General features: G+C 71.4%; 13 protein-coding genes and 1 pseudogene. 7 read left to right on the top strand and 7 right to left on the bottom strand.

The window, feature by feature from the left end; genetic code table 11:
- Positions 1-139: 139 nt before the first annotated feature.
- The 4 genes from ACFU5O_RS09575 (at position 140) to ACFU5O_RS09560 (ending at position 3,779) form a co-directional block, all read left to right on the top strand.
- Complete coding sequence (locus tag ACFU5O_RS09575) at positions 140-790, top strand: hypothetical protein (RefSeq protein WP_384238398.1); 651 nt, start codon at positions 140-142, stop codon at positions 788-790.
- 187 nt (positions 791-977) lie between these two features.
- Complete coding sequence (locus ACFU5O_RS09570; RefSeq protein ID WP_384238396.1) at positions 978-1,712, top strand: L,D-transpeptidase; 735 nt, start codon at positions 978-980, stop codon at positions 1,710-1,712.
- Between the two features lie 364 nt (positions 1,713-2,076).
- Positions 2,077-2,802, top strand: a complete 726-nt coding sequence (locus ACFU5O_RS09565; RefSeq protein ID WP_384238948.1) for an RNA polymerase sigma factor — start codon at positions 2,077-2,079, stop codon at positions 2,800-2,802.
- Positions 2,802-3,779, top strand: coding sequence for a hypothetical protein (locus ACFU5O_RS09560; protein ID WP_384238394.1), 978 nt, complete (start codon positions 2,802-2,804; stop codon positions 3,777-3,779). The genes ACFU5O_RS09565 and ACFU5O_RS09560 overlap by 1 nt, the downstream gene beginning before the upstream one ends.
- Before the next feature lie 327 nt (positions 3,780-4,106).
- Here the strand turns inward: ACFU5O_RS09560 and ACFU5O_RS09555 are convergent, their stop codons facing one another.
- From ACFU5O_RS09555 to ACFU5O_RS09545, 3 genes are all read right to left on the bottom strand, one after another.
- Positions 4,107-4,532, bottom strand: coding sequence for a carboxymuconolactone decarboxylase family protein (locus tag ACFU5O_RS09555; RefSeq protein WP_384238392.1), 426 nt, complete (start codon positions 4,530-4,532; stop codon positions 4,107-4,109).
- Positions 4,529-4,939 carry a MerR family DNA-binding transcriptional regulator gene (locus ACFU5O_RS09550; RefSeq protein WP_384238391.1) on the bottom strand — a complete coding sequence of 137 codons (411 nt, stop codon included), beginning with the start codon at positions 4,937-4,939 and terminating at the stop codon, positions 4,529-4,531. The genes ACFU5O_RS09555 and ACFU5O_RS09550 overlap by 4 nt, the downstream gene beginning before the upstream one ends.
- A 490-nt stretch (positions 4,940-5,429) precedes the next feature.
- A complete protein-coding gene (locus ACFU5O_RS09545) occupies positions 5,430-6,290 on the bottom strand; it encodes a peptidoglycan-binding protein (RefSeq protein WP_384238389.1) in 861 nt (286 codons plus the stop codon).
- Between the two features lie 324 nt (positions 6,291-6,614).
- Here ACFU5O_RS09545 and ACFU5O_RS09540 point away from each other — a divergent pair, with 324 nt between their 5' ends.
- Both ACFU5O_RS09540 and leuE read left to right on the top strand, forming a co-directional pair.
- Positions 6,615-8,195, top strand: coding sequence for a methylmalonyl-CoA mutase (locus tag ACFU5O_RS09540; RefSeq protein ID WP_384238387.1), 1,581 nt, complete (start codon positions 6,615-6,617; stop codon positions 8,193-8,195).
- Positions 8,196-8,375: 180 nt separating this feature from the next.
- Positions 8,376-9,032, top strand: coding sequence for a leucine efflux protein LeuE (gene leuE / locus ACFU5O_RS09535; protein WP_384238385.1), 657 nt, complete (start codon positions 8,376-8,378; stop codon positions 9,030-9,032).
- Here the strand turns inward: leuE and ACFU5O_RS09530 are convergent.
- Positions 9,019-10,419, bottom strand: a complete 1,401-nt coding sequence (locus tag ACFU5O_RS09530) for an FAD-dependent monooxygenase (RefSeq protein ID WP_384238946.1) — start codon at positions 10,417-10,419, stop codon at positions 9,019-9,021. The genes leuE and ACFU5O_RS09530 overlap by 14 nt on opposite strands.
- A gap of 49 nt (positions 10,420-10,468) precedes the next feature.
- Here ACFU5O_RS09530 and ACFU5O_RS09525 point away from each other — a divergent pair, with 49 nt between their 5' ends.
- On the top strand, positions 10,469-11,122 hold the full coding sequence (locus ACFU5O_RS09525) for a TetR/AcrR family transcriptional regulator C-terminal domain-containing protein (protein WP_384238383.1): 654 nt from the start codon (positions 10,469-10,471) through the stop codon (positions 11,120-11,122).
- A gap of 56 nt (positions 11,123-11,178) precedes the next feature.
- Here the strand turns inward: ACFU5O_RS09525 and ACFU5O_RS09520 are convergent.
- The 3 genes and pseudogenes from ACFU5O_RS09520 to ACFU5O_RS09510 all read right to left on the bottom strand — a co-directional run.
- Positions 11,179-11,622, bottom strand: a pseudogene (locus tag ACFU5O_RS09520) (peptidoglycan-binding protein); the annotation flags it as partial.
- A 101-nt stretch (positions 11,623-11,723) separates the two neighbouring features.
- Positions 11,724-13,094, bottom strand: a complete 1,371-nt coding sequence (locus ACFU5O_RS09515) for an alpha-2,8-polysialyltransferase family protein (RefSeq protein WP_384238381.1) — start codon at positions 13,092-13,094, stop codon at positions 11,724-11,726.
- A complete protein-coding gene (locus ACFU5O_RS09510) occupies positions 13,094-14,098 on the bottom strand; it encodes a glycosyltransferase family 2 protein (protein ID WP_384238379.1) in 1,005 nt (334 codons plus the stop codon). The genes ACFU5O_RS09515 and ACFU5O_RS09510 overlap by 1 nt, the downstream gene beginning before the upstream one ends.

Genomic DNA, 14,098 nt, shown 5'->3' with positions numbered 1-14,098 from the left:
GAGCATACGGAGCGGAACCGGGCAGAGAGGGACGACCCGGCCCTGGCTGTGCCGATGATCGCCCGAAATGAGGAAGTGATTGAGGGGCCGTCGGAGTACGGGGTGACAGCCGCTCGGGTGACGTTGGTACGGTCCCGGCATGGCCGACGATCACGACCCGACGCGCATGCCCGTCACCGCCGATGATGTCCGGCACGCCGTGCGGCTCGCGCTCACGACGCTCCGGGGCGGCCTCGGAGGTGACTGGGACGCGAAGGCCGGGGCGCTTGAATGGACCTGCTGGGAGACCGTCGAGCATCTCGCCGACGACCTGTTCGCCTATGCCGCGCAACTGGGGCCGGAGGCGCCCCCGCTGGACGGCGAGATCCCGTTCGACTGGGCGGCGCGGAGGGCCGGCGGCCCCCGCAACGTGACGTTCGCGGACCGCTCTGCCGGGCCCACCGGACTGCTGCTGGTGCTGGAGGCCTGCGGTGCGATGCTCACCGCGATGGTTCGCACGACACCGGCCGATGTGCGGTCGTACCACGGCTTCGGCACGTCCGATCCCGAGGGCTTCGCCGGCATGGGTGTCGTCGAGGTCCTCGTCCACACGCATGACATCGCCGAGGGCCTCGGTGTCTCCTGGACCCCGCCCGCCGGCCTCTGTGACCGCGTCCTCAAGCGACTGTTCCCCGACGCCCCGGCAGACACCGACCGCTGGGCCACCCTGCTGTGGGCGACGGGCCGCGGCGAACTGCCGGGGCGGGAGCGGCTGGAGTCATGGCGCTGGTACGGCGCGGTTGAGGAGTGACGGTTGTGGTCCCGCGGGGCGGGACTTCACGTGCGGCTCGTGTACGAGGTGAAAGCGGACCCGTGCACATCTGTTACGCCTCGCATGCGCGTCGTGTGGTGCTCGGACGGTATGTCCATGTATAACCGGCCGCGTTGTCGCGCGGCCGAGCGCCGACGCGCCGTTCCGACGACCGGAGGATCACCTCGTGCTGTCCTCGTCCCGTAGCTTTTCCGCCGCGCTCGCCGTGCCCGGCGTCGCCATGGTGCTGGTGTCGGTCTGCGGAGCTCAGGACCCCGAGGGGTCCGCCGTGTCCACCCTGTCCGTCGTCCCTGGTGCCGCGCCCGCCGCGCCGTTCTTCCCCGTACCGGTCGCCGTCGGCGACGCCACCCAGGTCATCACGGTGAAGGCGAGCGGCTCGTACGGCACGGTCATGGCCTGGTCCAAGGGCCCGTCCGGATGGCAGGCGGTCATCGCCGACAGCGGCCGTGTCGGGGCCAACGGGCTCGTCGACGGGGCCACGCGCAAGCAGGGTACGAACACCACGCCGTCGGGCACGTACACCATCACCGAGGGCTTCGGCGTGGAGGCCGGCGGCACCGCCATGCCGTACACGAAGGTCGACTCCACGCACTGGTGGGTCCAGGACCCTGAGTCGAAGTTCTACAACTCGATGCACACCGAGGCGGGGGCGGACTTCCCGCTCACCGAGTCCGGTGAGCGGGGCAGCGAGCATCTCGTCAACTACCCGACGCAGTACGCCAAGGTGCTGGTCGTCGACTTCAACCGCCGGCCCGCCGTACCGGGCCGCGGGGCCGGGATCTTCCTGCATGTGAACGGCAAGGGCGCGACGGCGGGATGCGTCTCGGTGCCGCGCGCGACGATGGACCGGGTCATGGCGTGGATCACGCCGTCGGCACACCCGCGCATCGCGATCGGCTGACCCTTCCATGCCGGCCTCGGCACGCTGCCCGCGGGATACGTCACGCGTCGCCCCACGCCAACTGATGAGCCGCCAGGCCCACGCGCGGAAGATGACTGCGACACGCGACAGGGGGAAGCAGGAAGGACGACCGGGGCCGCCACCCCCCACAGGAGAGGCCCCGGTCGTCGTCCGCCGGGGCCGCTTGCGCGGCCCCGTACTACCTTCAGCGCCGGGGGTGCGTTTTCTGTCACACGATGCCTGAAGCAGAATGTTGCAAGTTGTACAAGACATGGACGTACGCAGCGGTAGGCACGTAGCGTGCTCTTGCGCGATGGGGCGTGCGGTGGGTGTGACCAGCCGCGATGACGAACGGGTAGTGGGAGTGCTGGGGGACGACGCGGAGCTGACCGCCGCAGTGCTCGCGGCTCAGGCCGGGGACGAAGACGCGTTCCGGACTGTGTACCGCGCCGTACATCCGCGGCTGCTCGGTTACATACGCACGCTGGTCGGTGAACCGGACGCCGAGGACGTGGCATCCGAGTCCTGGCTGCAGATAGCGCGGGACCTGGAGAGGTTCAGCGGCGACGCCGACCGCTTCCGCGGCTGGGCGGCGCGGATCGCCCGCAACCGTGCTCTGGATCACATCCGGATGCGCGCCCGGCGGCCCGCCATCGGCGGTGATGAGACCGAACTCACAGGGAAACCCGCCGAGTCCGACACCGCGGGCGAGGCCATGGAGGCCCTCGCCACCGGGCGGACGATGGAGCTGATCGCCCAACTGCCGCAGGACCAGGCGGAGGCCGTGGTCCTCCGTGTGGTCGTCGGTCTCGACGCCAAGAGCGCGGCGAAGACGCTGGGGAAGCGGCCGGGTGCGGTACGCACCGCGGCCCACCGGGGGCTGAAGCGGCTGGCGGAGCTGATCGGCGCCGGTGACCCCGGCGCCCACGGTGGCCAAAGCCCTGGTGAGCACGGTGCGTACGAAGGTACGGAGAGCCCCGGACGCGGCGCGGAGCTGGGCGCCGTACCGCCGCAGCGCACCCCTCGGCCCGGTGCCGCGCGGTCCGCCGGTGTGACGCATTCGCCTCTGCGGACGCAGAAGGACATGTGATGGCCGACGAGCGGTACGAATGGCTCGACGAGGAGACGGCGGAGCGACTGCTCCGCGGGGAACCTGTCGAGCCCGTCGGCGTTGACGCGCGTAGCGATGCGCAAAGTCTCTCGGAAGTGCTGGACTCCGCCCGTGTACGGGAGGCGGGAACCGAGTCCCTGCGTGGTGAGGAGGCCGCGCTCGCGGCGTTCCGCAAGGCGCGGGACGGCGGCGCGGCGGAACTGCTCCCGCCCGTCCGGCTCACTGCGCCCGCCCCTCGCCCGGCCCGCTGGGCCCGGCCGTTGCGCTGGGGACTGGCCGCCTCGCTCGCCGGGTTCGCCGTGGGCGGCGTGGCCGTCGCGGCCGTCGCCGGTGCGCTGCCCACCCCCTTCGGCGACGATCGCGCCCCGATGCCCGCCTCCACCGTCTCGGCCGCCGTGCCGGGACCGGTGGTCTCCGACTCGCCGACGGGCGGGAACGACACGACGCCGCTGCCGTCGTCCCCGACCGGTGGCGGAAACCCGGTGCCGCCGCCGTCCTCCGGTACCCGCGGGTCCACGGGCGGGCAGGGCGGCGACAGGGCGACTCCGGGCGGCCCGGCCCAGGGCGGCGAGCCGGGCGAGTCCAAGGGCAAGGACTCTTACGGACACGGCGATCGGTACCGCAGGACCGTCGATGCCTGCCGTGACTACCGGAGCGGACAGCTCGACGAGGAACGCAAGCGCCGGCTGGAGGACGTGGCCCGGGGCGCCGACCGCATCAAGCGCTTCTGCGACCGGGTGCTGTCCGGCGCCGGACGGTCGAGCAGCGGCGGCGACCAGGACGGCGGAGACGGCGACGGCGGGGACGACGGCAGCGGCGGTGACGGCAACGACCAGGGCGGTGACGACGGCGAGGACGGAGCCCCCGCGGTCCCGGGCTTTCCGACGAACCCCGCCCCCGCGCCCGTGATCGGGCTGCCGGTGCTGTCCGTCGCCGGCATTCCGCTTTCCGGCTGACGCCTCCGCCGGTGCTGCCGGCGCCCGGTGCTGCGACCGGAAGGTTCACCGGCGCGCGACTCTCCCAGACCTTCGCCCGGCGGGGTACCCCCAGCACCTCGCGGCGTTGTCGGAGTCGCCCGTGTACGCCCACTACGAGGGCGATCCCGCCCAGCCTCCGGCCGGGCGGTACCCCCACCGCCTTGCGATTCAGCGCACCGGACGCCCCGAACCACTCGGCAGACCTTTCCGGTCACCGCACCAGGGTCGCTGCCCATGGCGCGCGGCGCGGTCCTCACCGGCCGCACGCTCGCCGACCTGGTGCAGACGGCACTCACGCGTGCGGTCTCATCCCGTCGTGACGGGCGTCAGGCCGCGCTCGTCAAAGACCTTCTTGGCCACGAACGTGGCGTTGAGGGCCCTTGGCATGCCGCAGTAGACCGCGGAGTGCAGCAGCGCCTCGACGATCTCCTCGGGAGTCAGCCCGACGTTGAGGGCGGCGTTGACGTGCACTTCGAGCTGGGGCTCGCAGCCGCCGAGCGCGGTCAGCATGCCCAGCGTGACGAGCTGCCGGTCGCGCGGTCGCAGGCCGGGACGGTCGTAGATCTCGCCGAAGGCCCAGGCGACGACCTGGTGGCCGAGTTCGGGGGAGATTCCGGCGAGGGAGTCGACGACCTTCCGCCCGGCCTCCCCGTCGACTCGGGAGAGCACCTCCATGCCGCGCTCGAAGCGGTCCTGGCGGGTCTCGGCAACGGGACGCTCTGAGGTGCTCATGGGTGGCCCCTTCCCTGCTCCGGCTGCTCGGCGAGCAGCCGCTCGTAGTGCCCGATCCGGCGCGCCGGCGGCGCGCCGCAGACCGCGGATACGGTCCGCGAGCACCGCGCGGTGCTCGCGCGGCACGGCCGGCCGGTCGGCGACGGTGGCCTGCCCGGCTGACCGCAACTTCGCGACCTCTGCATGTCGGAGACCGGCATGCCGGTCTCCCGCAGCAGCAGGAACTCCAGCCGTGCCAGGTCGGCCGCCGCGTAGCGGCGCTGGTTGCCGGTGCTGCGCCCGACGCGCTCGAACAGCCCTGCCCGCTCGTCATGGCGCAGGGTGTCGGGCGACAGCCCGGTGCGCTCCGCGACCTGGGTGACGGTGGGCGCGGGCTCGGTGTGGGCAACGGCGTTACCGCTGGTCATATGACGACCGTAGGACTTGGAGCGCGCTCCAGGTCAAGCGTTGCCCGTCCTCATGTGCCGACGGGGCCCACCAGCGATCCCCGCGCCGGAGCAACGGGGCCACGAGCGCGCCGACAGGGGGTCCCTCCCGGGTGCGGGTGCGGGTGTGGGTGGCGGGTGCGCGCCTGCCGGGTCCAGCACCCCCGGGTCCCTGCCGGGGGTGCTGCCTGCCGGCTCCTGCTCCCTCGGTCCCGGCTCCGCCCGCGACGCCCCTTCGGGCCACCGCACCACCTCTCTGACCTGCGGTTTCCGATCCGTCGGAAGAATTTTCGGCCAGGTGTGACGTTTTTCGGGACTACGGCGCAGTAGTAAGTGAGCCGACTGGTCATCGGCCGCGCCTGAGCCGGGGTTCCCCCCGTACCTACGGCTCGGCGCAAATGGCGCGGGCGGGACACGTTCCCCCGGTCCCGCCCGCGCCCCTCACTTCTCCACCGTCATCGGTGGACACCGGTCACCAGTGGACGACCACCTTGTCGCCGGCCTTCACCTGGTCGAAGACGGCCGCGATCTTCCCCTTGTCCCGGACATTGACGCAGCCGTGCGAAGCGCCGCCGTAGCCGCGGGCCGCGAAGTCGGCCGAGTAGTGGACGGCCTGGCCGCCGCTGAAGAACATCGCGTACGGCATCGACGTGTGGTAGATCGTCGACGTCCACTTCTTGGCCTTCCAGCCCACGCTGAAGATGCCTTCGCGGGTCGGCGTGTTCTCCGAGCCGAACCGCACGTCCATCGCCGAGACGACCTCGCCGTCGATCATCCAGGCGAGCGTCCTGCTCTCCTTGCTGATGCAGAGCACACGGCCCTTCATGCACCGCGGGTCGGGCTTGTCCAGCGTGTTGGTCGTCGGGGGGCGCAGCTCGTCCGCGGTCGGCTTGCGGGTCATCGCGACGAGGCTCGTCCAGGTGGCCTCGTCGACCGAGCCGGTCGTGGCAAGACCCTTCTTCTTCTGGAACTCGCTGACGGCCTCGGCGGTCATCGAGCCGTAGAAGGCGGTGGGCGAGCGGTGGAAGTAACCGAGCTGACGCAGCCGCGCCTGCAGCTCCCGTACCTGCTCGCTCTCCGACTCCTCCTTCATGAGCACCCTGGATGCCGCCGACGGGGTGCCGCTCGCCGTGCCGGATGGCGACACCGGGGCCCCGCTCGGCTTCGAGTCCGTGACCGGATCGGCCGAAGCGGCCGGTGTCTTCGAAGGCTTGCTGCTCGTGGACGATCCCGCCGCTCCGCCGCCCCCCGCGGACGGAGCGCTGCAGCTGGTGGCAAGAGCGATGGCGACAGCGGCCATCAGTGTTCTGTGCAGGACGGACGTGCGGTGCATGGATTGCCCCCCGGGACGGTCGTGTGTCAGTAGGGATGCTTCCAGGCCGTGCTTGGTTGCGGACCGCGGGGCATGCTGTGAGGAGGCCTCAGGCGTGCGGCGCTCCGCCCGCATGTCCGTCGGCCCGGTCCGTCGGCCCGGTCCGTCGGTCCAGTCCGGCGCTGCAGTCCGGCGCTCGGACTCACCGGCCGGTAACTCCGGTGCTGCCGGTGGGCGGCGGGCGGCGGTCGGTGGGTGGCGGTCGGCGGTCGCTCGGCAACCAGCCAACGAGTCAGAAGCTCAGGGGACACCTTTAGCAGCAGGCCCAGCGGAAGGCACAACAACATGGCGCGCGAGTCGGAGTCGGGACTGCCCATCGAGCCGGTCTACGGGCCGGACTCCCTGCACGGGTGGGAGCCGGCGGAGAAGCTGGGGGAGCCGGGTTCGTATCCCTTCACGCGCGGTGTCTATCCGTCGATGTACACCGGCCGCCCGTGGACGATGCGTCAGTACGCCGGGTTCGGCACCGCGGTCGAGTCCAACGCCCGCTACAAGCAGCTGACCGCGCACGGCACGACAGGTCTGTCCGTGGCCTTCGATCTGCCGACCCAGATGGGTCACGACAGCGATGCGCCGATCGCGCACGGCGAGGTCGGCAAGGTCGGGGTCGCCATCGACTCGGTCGACGACATGCGTGTCCTGTTCGACGGGATCCCGCTGGACAAGGTCTCCACGTCGATGACGATCAACGCCCCGGCCGCTCTCCTGCTGCTCCTCTACCAGCTGGTCGCCGAGGAGCAGGGGGTTCCGGCCGACCGGCTGACCGGCACCATCCAGAACGATGTGCTCAAGGAGTACATCGCCCGGGGCACCTACATCTTCCCGCCCAAGCCGTCGCTGCGGCTGACGGCGGACATCTTCAGATACTGCAAGGCCGAGATCCCGAAGTGGAACACGATCTCGATCTCCGGCTACCACATGGCCGAGGCCGGTGCCACGCCCGCGCAGGAGATCGCTTTCACCCTTGCGGACGGCATCGAGTACGTCCGAACGGCTGTAGCCGCGGGGATGGATGTGGACGACTTCGCCCCCCGCCTCTCGTTCTTCTTCGTGGCGCGTACGACGATCCTGGAGGAGGTCGCCAAGTTCCGTGCCGCGCGCCGGATCTGGGCGCGGGTGATGAGGGACGAGTTCGGCGCCGGGAACCCCAAGTCGCTGATGCTGCGCTTCCACACCCAGACCGCCGGAGTGCAGCTGACCGCCCAGCAGCCCGAGGTGAACCTCGTGCGCGTCGCCGTCCAGGGCCTCGCGGCCGTCCTCGGCGGCACCCAGTCGCTGCACACCAATTCCTTCGACGAGGCCATCGCCCTGCCGACGGACAAGTCGGCCCGCCTCGCGCTGCGCACCCAGCAGGTGCTCGCGTACGAGACCGATGTCACCGCCACCGTCGACCCTTTCGCCGGCTCCTACGCCGTGGAGAGGATGACCGACGACATGGAGGCCGCGGTGCTGGAACTGATGGACAAGGTCGAGGAGCTGGGCGGCGCGGTCAGCGCGATCGAGCGAGGCTTCCAGAAGGACGCGATCGAGCGCAGCGCCTACCGGATCGCGCAGGAGACCGACAGCGGCGAGCGGGTCGTCGTCGGCGTCAACCGCTTCACGCTCGAGGAGGAGGAGCCCTACACGCCGCTGCGTGTCGACCCGGCCATCGAGGCCCAGCAGGCGGAGCGGCTGGCGAAGCTGCGCGCCGGGCGTGACCGGGCCGCCGTCGAGTCGGCTCTCGCCGAGCTGAAGGAGGCCGCGGAGGGAACGGCCAATGTGCTCTACCCGATGAAGGACGCCCTGCGGGCGCGGGCCACCGTCGGCGAGGTGTGCAATGCGCTGCGCGAGGTGTGGGGGACGTACGTTCCGAGCGCCGCGCTCTGACCGGCTCCGCGGGGCTGTCGGCCGTGCCGGACCGCCGTGAATAGCCATGAACCGCCATGAACTGGCGTGAACTGTCGTGAACCATGGTGAACCACCGTGAACCCATGTGCGCGCGCCCCGGGTTTCCGTCATGCGAAACCCCGAGGCGGAGTGTCGTACCCCTGTGCGACACTCCGCCTCATGCTGGGTGTGACAGATCTTCCGACGTATCTCGTGGGCCTCGTCCTGATCGTTCTGCTGCCGGGGCCGAACTCGCTGTACGTGTTGTCGGTCGCCGCGCGCCGCGGTGTGCGCACGGGATACACAGCAGCGGCGGGCGTGTGGTGCGGGGACACGGTTCTGATGACCCTGTCCGCGGCCGGAGTCGCCTCGTTGCTCCAGGCCAACGCCGTGCTGTTCGGCATAGTGAAGTACGCCGGTGCGGGCTATCTGACCTGGCTGGCGATCGGGATGCTGCGGGCGGCCTGGGGTATGTGGCGCACCCGGCACGAGCGCGTGTCCGACGGGTCGGCCGACGCGGCGCCGTCGGCCGGCGCCGAGCGGCCGTTCCGTCGCGCCTTCGTGGTCAGCCTCTTCAACCCCAAGGCGATTCTCTTCTTCGTCGCCTTCTTCGTGCAGTTCGTGGATCCGGGCTATGCCTACCCGGCGCTCTCCTTCCTGGTCCTGGGTGCCTTCGCCCAGCTGGCGAGCTTCCTCTACCTCACCCTGCTGATCTTCACGGGTACGCATCTGGCGTCCGCGTTCCGTCGCCGCAAGCAGCTCTCGGCGGGCGCCACATCCGCTGCCGGGGTGCTGTTCCTCGGTTTCGCGGTGAAGCTGTCGCTCAGCAGCGCGTGACCCGCACCAGAGAGTCGCCCAGCCCTCTCGTGTCCTGACCCGCCCAGCCGATGTAGCCGTCGGGGCGGACGAGGAAGAGGCCCTTGCCGTACGCCTCGTACGGCTCGGTCCTCAGCACGCGGACGACATCGGGCAGCTCCTGCGGCAGTTCCGCGTCGGTACCGACCGCGAGCAGCGTGAAGTGCGGGCCGCGGAAGGCGTCGAAGAAACGGGTGCCGTCCGGGCACCGCCCGTCCGGGGCGCGGTCACCTGCCGCCAGTGCACCCGCCGCGCCGGAGGCCAGCGGCCCGCCGCGGTAGCCGAGGCCCAGCTGGCGGGTCGCGCTGCCGCGCCGGGATTCGCCCCGGTGGATCCGTGTGGACAGGCCGAGCATGTCGGCCGCGATCGGCCGGCGCTCCGCCTCGTACGAGTCGAGCAGCGCCTCCGGTGCGCCGTGACGCAGCACCTGGCCGAGCTTCCAGCCCAGGTTGAAGGCGTCCTGGACGCTGGTGTTGAGGCCCTGGCCGCCGGCGGGGGAGTGGATGTGTGCGGCGTCCCCGGCCAGGAAGATCCGGCCGTCGCGGAAGCGGGCGGCGAGGGCGGCGCGCGGCCGGAAGTCGGAGGCCCGGCGGACCTCGCTGACCTGATCGGCCGCCAGATGGGTTCGGGTGGCGACCAGTGCGCGTACTCCCTCGGCAGAGGTGTCGGGCGAGCCCGCGGTGAACTGTGCGACGAGCTGGAAGTCGTCGGTGCCGGGCAGCGGGCAGATCGCCAGGTAGCCGGCGTCCCCGCCGGCGAACATGTGCCAGTTGTCCCGGTCGAGGTCCGGTATGCGGACGTCCGCGACCAGCATCGGTGCGGGGTCGACGCCCTCGCCCTCCATCCCGATGCCGAGGGCCGTGCGGACCGTGCTGCGGCCGCCGTCGGCCGCGACCGCGTACCGCGCCCGGACGGCGCCACCCTCCGCGAAGTGCGCCGTGACCCCCTCGGCGTCCTGCGCGATCGCCGTCACCTCCTGGCCGAAGGCCACATCGCCGCCGAGCTCGCGGAGCCTGGCGAGCAGGACCTCCTGGGTGCGCCACTGCGGCAGCAGCCAGGGCTCGCCGTACGGCTCGGCGTCCGTGGGCTCGGCGCGGTCGAACATGTCGTACGCGCCCGTCCGCTCGCCGTCCTTCCAGATGAGGCCCATCGGGGCGCGTCCGCCCGCCGCCAGGACGGCGTCGATGACACCGAGATCGTGGAAGACCTCCATCGTGCGCGGCTGGAGGCCCTTGCCCCGTGAACCGGGGAAGAGGCCCTGGGCCTTCTCGGCGACGAGCGCCCGGACCCCGCGGCGGGCCAGGTCCACCGCGAGGGCGAGCCCGCTGGGTCCGGCGCCCACGATGAGGACGTCCGTTTCCTTAACGATTTAAGTTCCATGGGGAGGAGCGTGCCCTTAACGGCGTTAAACTGTCAAGGTGGGACCTACGAAGATCGACCGCACCCGGGTCGCCGACACCGCCCTGCGCCTGCTGAACGAGGTGGGCCTGGAGGGGCTGACGTTGCGCGCCATCGCCAAGGAGCTGGACGTCAAGGCGCCCGCTCTGTACTGGCATTTCAAGGACAAACAGGCGCTGCTCGACGAGATGGCGACGGAGATGCTCCGGCGGATGGCCGCCGACATGGCCGTGTTCCTGTCCGACGACTGGCGAGACAGCCTCGCCGCGGCGATGCGCGGACTGCGCGAGCATCTGCTGCGCTACCGCGACGGGGCGAGGGTCTACAGCGGTACGCGCTTCACCGACACGAGCTACGCGGCGCCCATGGAGGCCCATCTGCGCGCCCTGACCTCGGCGGGCTTCACGACGGCGGGGGCCGCGCGCGCCTGGTTCACCGCGTACAGCTACACGATCGGCTACGTGATCGAGGAGCAGGCGATGGGCCCGGACCCGGCAGCGGGCAGCGAGGGCTACGACCTTCAGGCACGGGCCGGACGCCTCGCGGAGCATCCGCTCGCGGCCGAGGCCGGTTTCGAGGTCTTCTCGCACCACGACGAGGGGTTCGAGGCGGGGCTGGCCGCGGTGGTGGCGGGAATCGACCACGTGCTTCGGGGGCCGGAGAAGCCGGCCTGAGGACCGGGCCCGTCTGACGGGCGCCGGGCCCCGGGCGGCCCGCCCGAGGTGCGCCGATGACGGGCCCGTGAGGCGATGCCGGGCCACGCCCGTGAGCGAAAGTCACCGGTCACGGTGAGGGACAGGTCGCCCGGAGCGTGCCGCTCGGCCTCGAGCTTCCCCATGGTGCGCAGGGCGTCGGACCTGGCTGTGGCCGCGCTCCCCACGCCGCCCGCCCAGGTGGAGTTGCCGGTCGTTGAGCTCGGCGTAGCCGAAGTGGACGGCGTGCAGTCGTCGTCCTGGAGTGCGGAGAGCTTGTCGAAGGCCGCGGGGCCCGCGGCGCCGTCGGCGGCCGGCCCGTACGCCGACTGGAAGCGCTTGACCGCGGCCGTGGTCGCCGGGCCGGGGTCGCCGTCGAGCGCGAGGACACCGCCCTACCCGGGGTGTCCGGCGACCCGGATCGGGAGCTGGGTGGCATCGACGGCGCCGGAGGTTCCCCGGGAGAGGGTCCGGGACCACGTGCACCGGGTTCCGCCCGGCCCTGGGTTCCCTGCTCGAGGCCGCCCGGCCGGGTGCCGCCTCGGTGAAGCAGGTCGGCCCAGCACCGGCTGGGAGAGGCCGGTCAGCCCAGCGCCGCCTTCTTCAGCCTTCGCGCCCGCCGCACCACACGCCTTACCGCCGCGTTACGCGGCACCGGGATTCCGCCCGGAAGGCCGAGGACCGTCAGTCGGCGACGCTTGAAGTAGCGCCAGGTGCGGGCCGACAGATGCGCGGCCAGATAGGTCTGCGCCGCCTCCCGCAGGTCGGACCTGAGCTTCGGCTGCATGGCAAAGCCCACCGCCGCCACCAGACCGGCCAGTTCCTCGTCCGCCGGACCGGCGGGACCCGAGGCCCCTTCGTCCAGATCCGGCAGCAGCGCGTCCACGATCGTGACCGGTATGCGGTTGCTGTTCTGGTACGGGGCGAGCCGGCCGAGCAGCTCCTCGGTGCCGGTCCTCGCGACCGGGATGCCGTAGAACGTGCTCGCCGTGAGCAGCGCGGTCGAGAAACAGCCCGCCACGAGTGCCGGCTTGAGCTCCTGGAACAGCACCTCCGCGAGCAACGGCTGCTCCAGCACGGTCAGTTCGGCGCCCAGCCGCTCCGCCTCCCGCTCCAGCGCCCGCGACCACGCGGCCGGGGCCACCGGGTGCGGCTTGAAGACGAGGCGCCGGTGGCCGAGTGCGACCGCGCCCCGCACCATCCGCAGATGCAGGGCCTCCTCCTCGTCGGTGGTGAGGATGTCCAGGGCCGCGAGGTACTGCCCGAGGAGCAGAGCCGGCGGATCGGCATCGGTGATGTCCGGGAGTGCGGGCGAATCTCCGCCACGGCCTTGGGCGCGGGAGGTGCCCCCAGCGCCCTTCGCCAGTTCCTCGACCACTTTGGTGAACGCCTCGGCCGGCACCAGCTGCGGCTCGGCGGCGAACTCCGCCAGCAGCAGCGGCTTCAGGCCCGGCACCAGGTCCAGGTGGAGCAGCCGCCGCACGCGCTCGCCGACCAGCGGGTCGATCTTGTTCCGTGTCGGCCCGTAGCTCATCAGGCCGTCCGCGTAGACATCGAGCCGTGCCTCTGGGAACAGCTGCGCGATCGCCAGGGCCGGGTTGACCTGGATGGACTCCAGGACCAGTTCGATCCGGTCGTCGCCGAGCCCCCACAGCCCGCGCAGGAAACGCTCCCATATCGGGACGTCCTCGGGCCGGGCCGACCAGCCTCCCGGATGGAGGGGCTCGATCGCCTCGTTCCAGGACAGCACCTCGTCGAAGCGGCCGCGCAGCCGCTCGAAGCCCGGCATCTCGTCGAGCGCGTGTGCGGTCTCCGGGATCGCCGCGTTGTTGCTGACGAGCAGCAGACGCCGGTCCGCGGGCTCGAAGCAGCCGCTGTCGAGGGCGGCCGCCAGCGTGGCCGCGCCGTACAGCGTGGAGGCGAAGAAGATCTGGGTCGTGCGCGTCGTGCTCATCAGGCGGCCGCCCCGGTGGAAGCGACGGGGGCCGGCGTGGCCGCGCCCCCGGGCCGGCGGCGCGCCCTGCGCAGCCGGGACGCCCGCTCGGCGTCCATGGAGCCGAGTGCGTCCTTCAGAATGTCCTGGGGCATCCGCCGCAGCGCGGCCGCACTCATCGAACGCAATTTCCGGGCCACGGCCGGTTCGTACCTCTCCACTGATCCCAGATGATGGGCAATAACGGCACAATATGTTCGTACGGCTTTCGGAAGCAGCCGTTCGGAATCCGGATCCGTTGCCGTTTCTTCGAGCACCTGGTCGAAAGCCCTGATGAAATCGAGCTGCCTGCTGTCGCCGATCTGCGTCAGCGACGACGCGATACCGCGCCGGTAGAAGATCCCGAGCAGTCCCACCGCCGCGAAGGACTCGGTCTCACGGTGCAGCCGCCAGATCCACGGCCGGTCCTCGGCCGTCCGCAGACCGTCCGTGAAGTGGAGCAGGCCGCGGTCGAGCAACTCGCGCCGGTAGATGCCGGCCCACGCCATCGGGTAGTCGACGGAGGTCGTGCGGTCGGCAGGCAGGATCATGTCCCGGGGCCGCAGCACCTCGTTCCTGCGGCCCACCGGCACCCGGAAGACCTTGCGATCGCGGCCCGTGCACTGGACATGGTCGGTGCGGACGAAGTCGACGCCCAGCCCCTCGATGGCGGCGACCAGCTGCCCGTAATAGCCCGGCGCCAGCCAGTCGTCGCCGTCCAGGAAGGTGATGAACTCGCCGCGCGCGGCGTCCAGGCCGGAGTTCCGGGCCGTGGCCAGGCCGCCGTTCCGTTCGTGTCCGACCAGGACCGCCCCGGGGATCTCACGCCGCGCGCGCTCCAGGATCTCCAGGGTCCCGTCGCTGGAGCAGTCGTCGACGAGCAGGAATTCGAAGTCCTCGCGCGCGTTCGCACGCAGGCTTCTGAGGGTGTCGGGCGCGTATGTCTGGACGTTGTAGAACGGCACGATGACGGAGAGCTTAACCAC

Source organism: Streptomyces sp. NPDC057445 (genome assembly GCF_042802855.1).
Taxonomy (GTDB): domain Bacteria; phylum Actinomycetota; class Actinomycetes; order Streptomycetales; family Streptomycetaceae; genus Streptomyces.
Note: the sequence above shows the minus strand (reverse complement) of the source record. Positions and strands in the feature narration are given on the sequence as shown.

What these genes read in the sequence shown, in the direction of transcription:
- ACFU5O_RS09550 (WP_384238391.1), bottom strand. Translation starts at nt 4,939, where the DNA reads ATGACCAGCGGTAACGCCGTTGCCCACACCGAGCCCGCGCCCACCGTC.
- ACFU5O_RS09555 (WP_384238392.1), bottom strand. Translation starts at nt 4,532, where the DNA reads ATGAGCACCTCAGAGCGTCCCGTTGCCGAGACCCGCCAGGACCGCTTC.
- ACFU5O_RS09560 (WP_384238394.1), top strand. Translation starts at nt 2,802, where the DNA reads ATGGCCGACGAGCGGTACGAATGGCTCGACGAGGAGACGGCGGAGCGA.
- ACFU5O_RS09515 (WP_384238381.1), bottom strand. Translation starts at nt 13,094, where the DNA reads ATGAGCACGACGCGCACGACCCAGATCTTCTTCGCCTCCACGCTGTAC.
- ACFU5O_RS09545 (WP_384238389.1), bottom strand. Translation starts at nt 6,290, where the DNA reads ATGCACCGCACGTCCGTCCTGCACAGAACACTGATGGCCGCTGTCGCC.
- ACFU5O_RS09575 (WP_384238398.1), top strand. Translation starts at nt 140, where the DNA reads ATGGCCGACGATCACGACCCGACGCGCATGCCCGTCACCGCCGATGAT.
- ACFU5O_RS09540 (WP_384238387.1), top strand. Translation starts at nt 6,615, where the DNA reads ATGGCGCGCGAGTCGGAGTCGGGACTGCCCATCGAGCCGGTCTACGGG.
- leuE (WP_384238385.1), top strand. Translation starts at nt 8,376, where the DNA reads ATGCTGGGTGTGACAGATCTTCCGACGTATCTCGTGGGCCTCGTCCTG.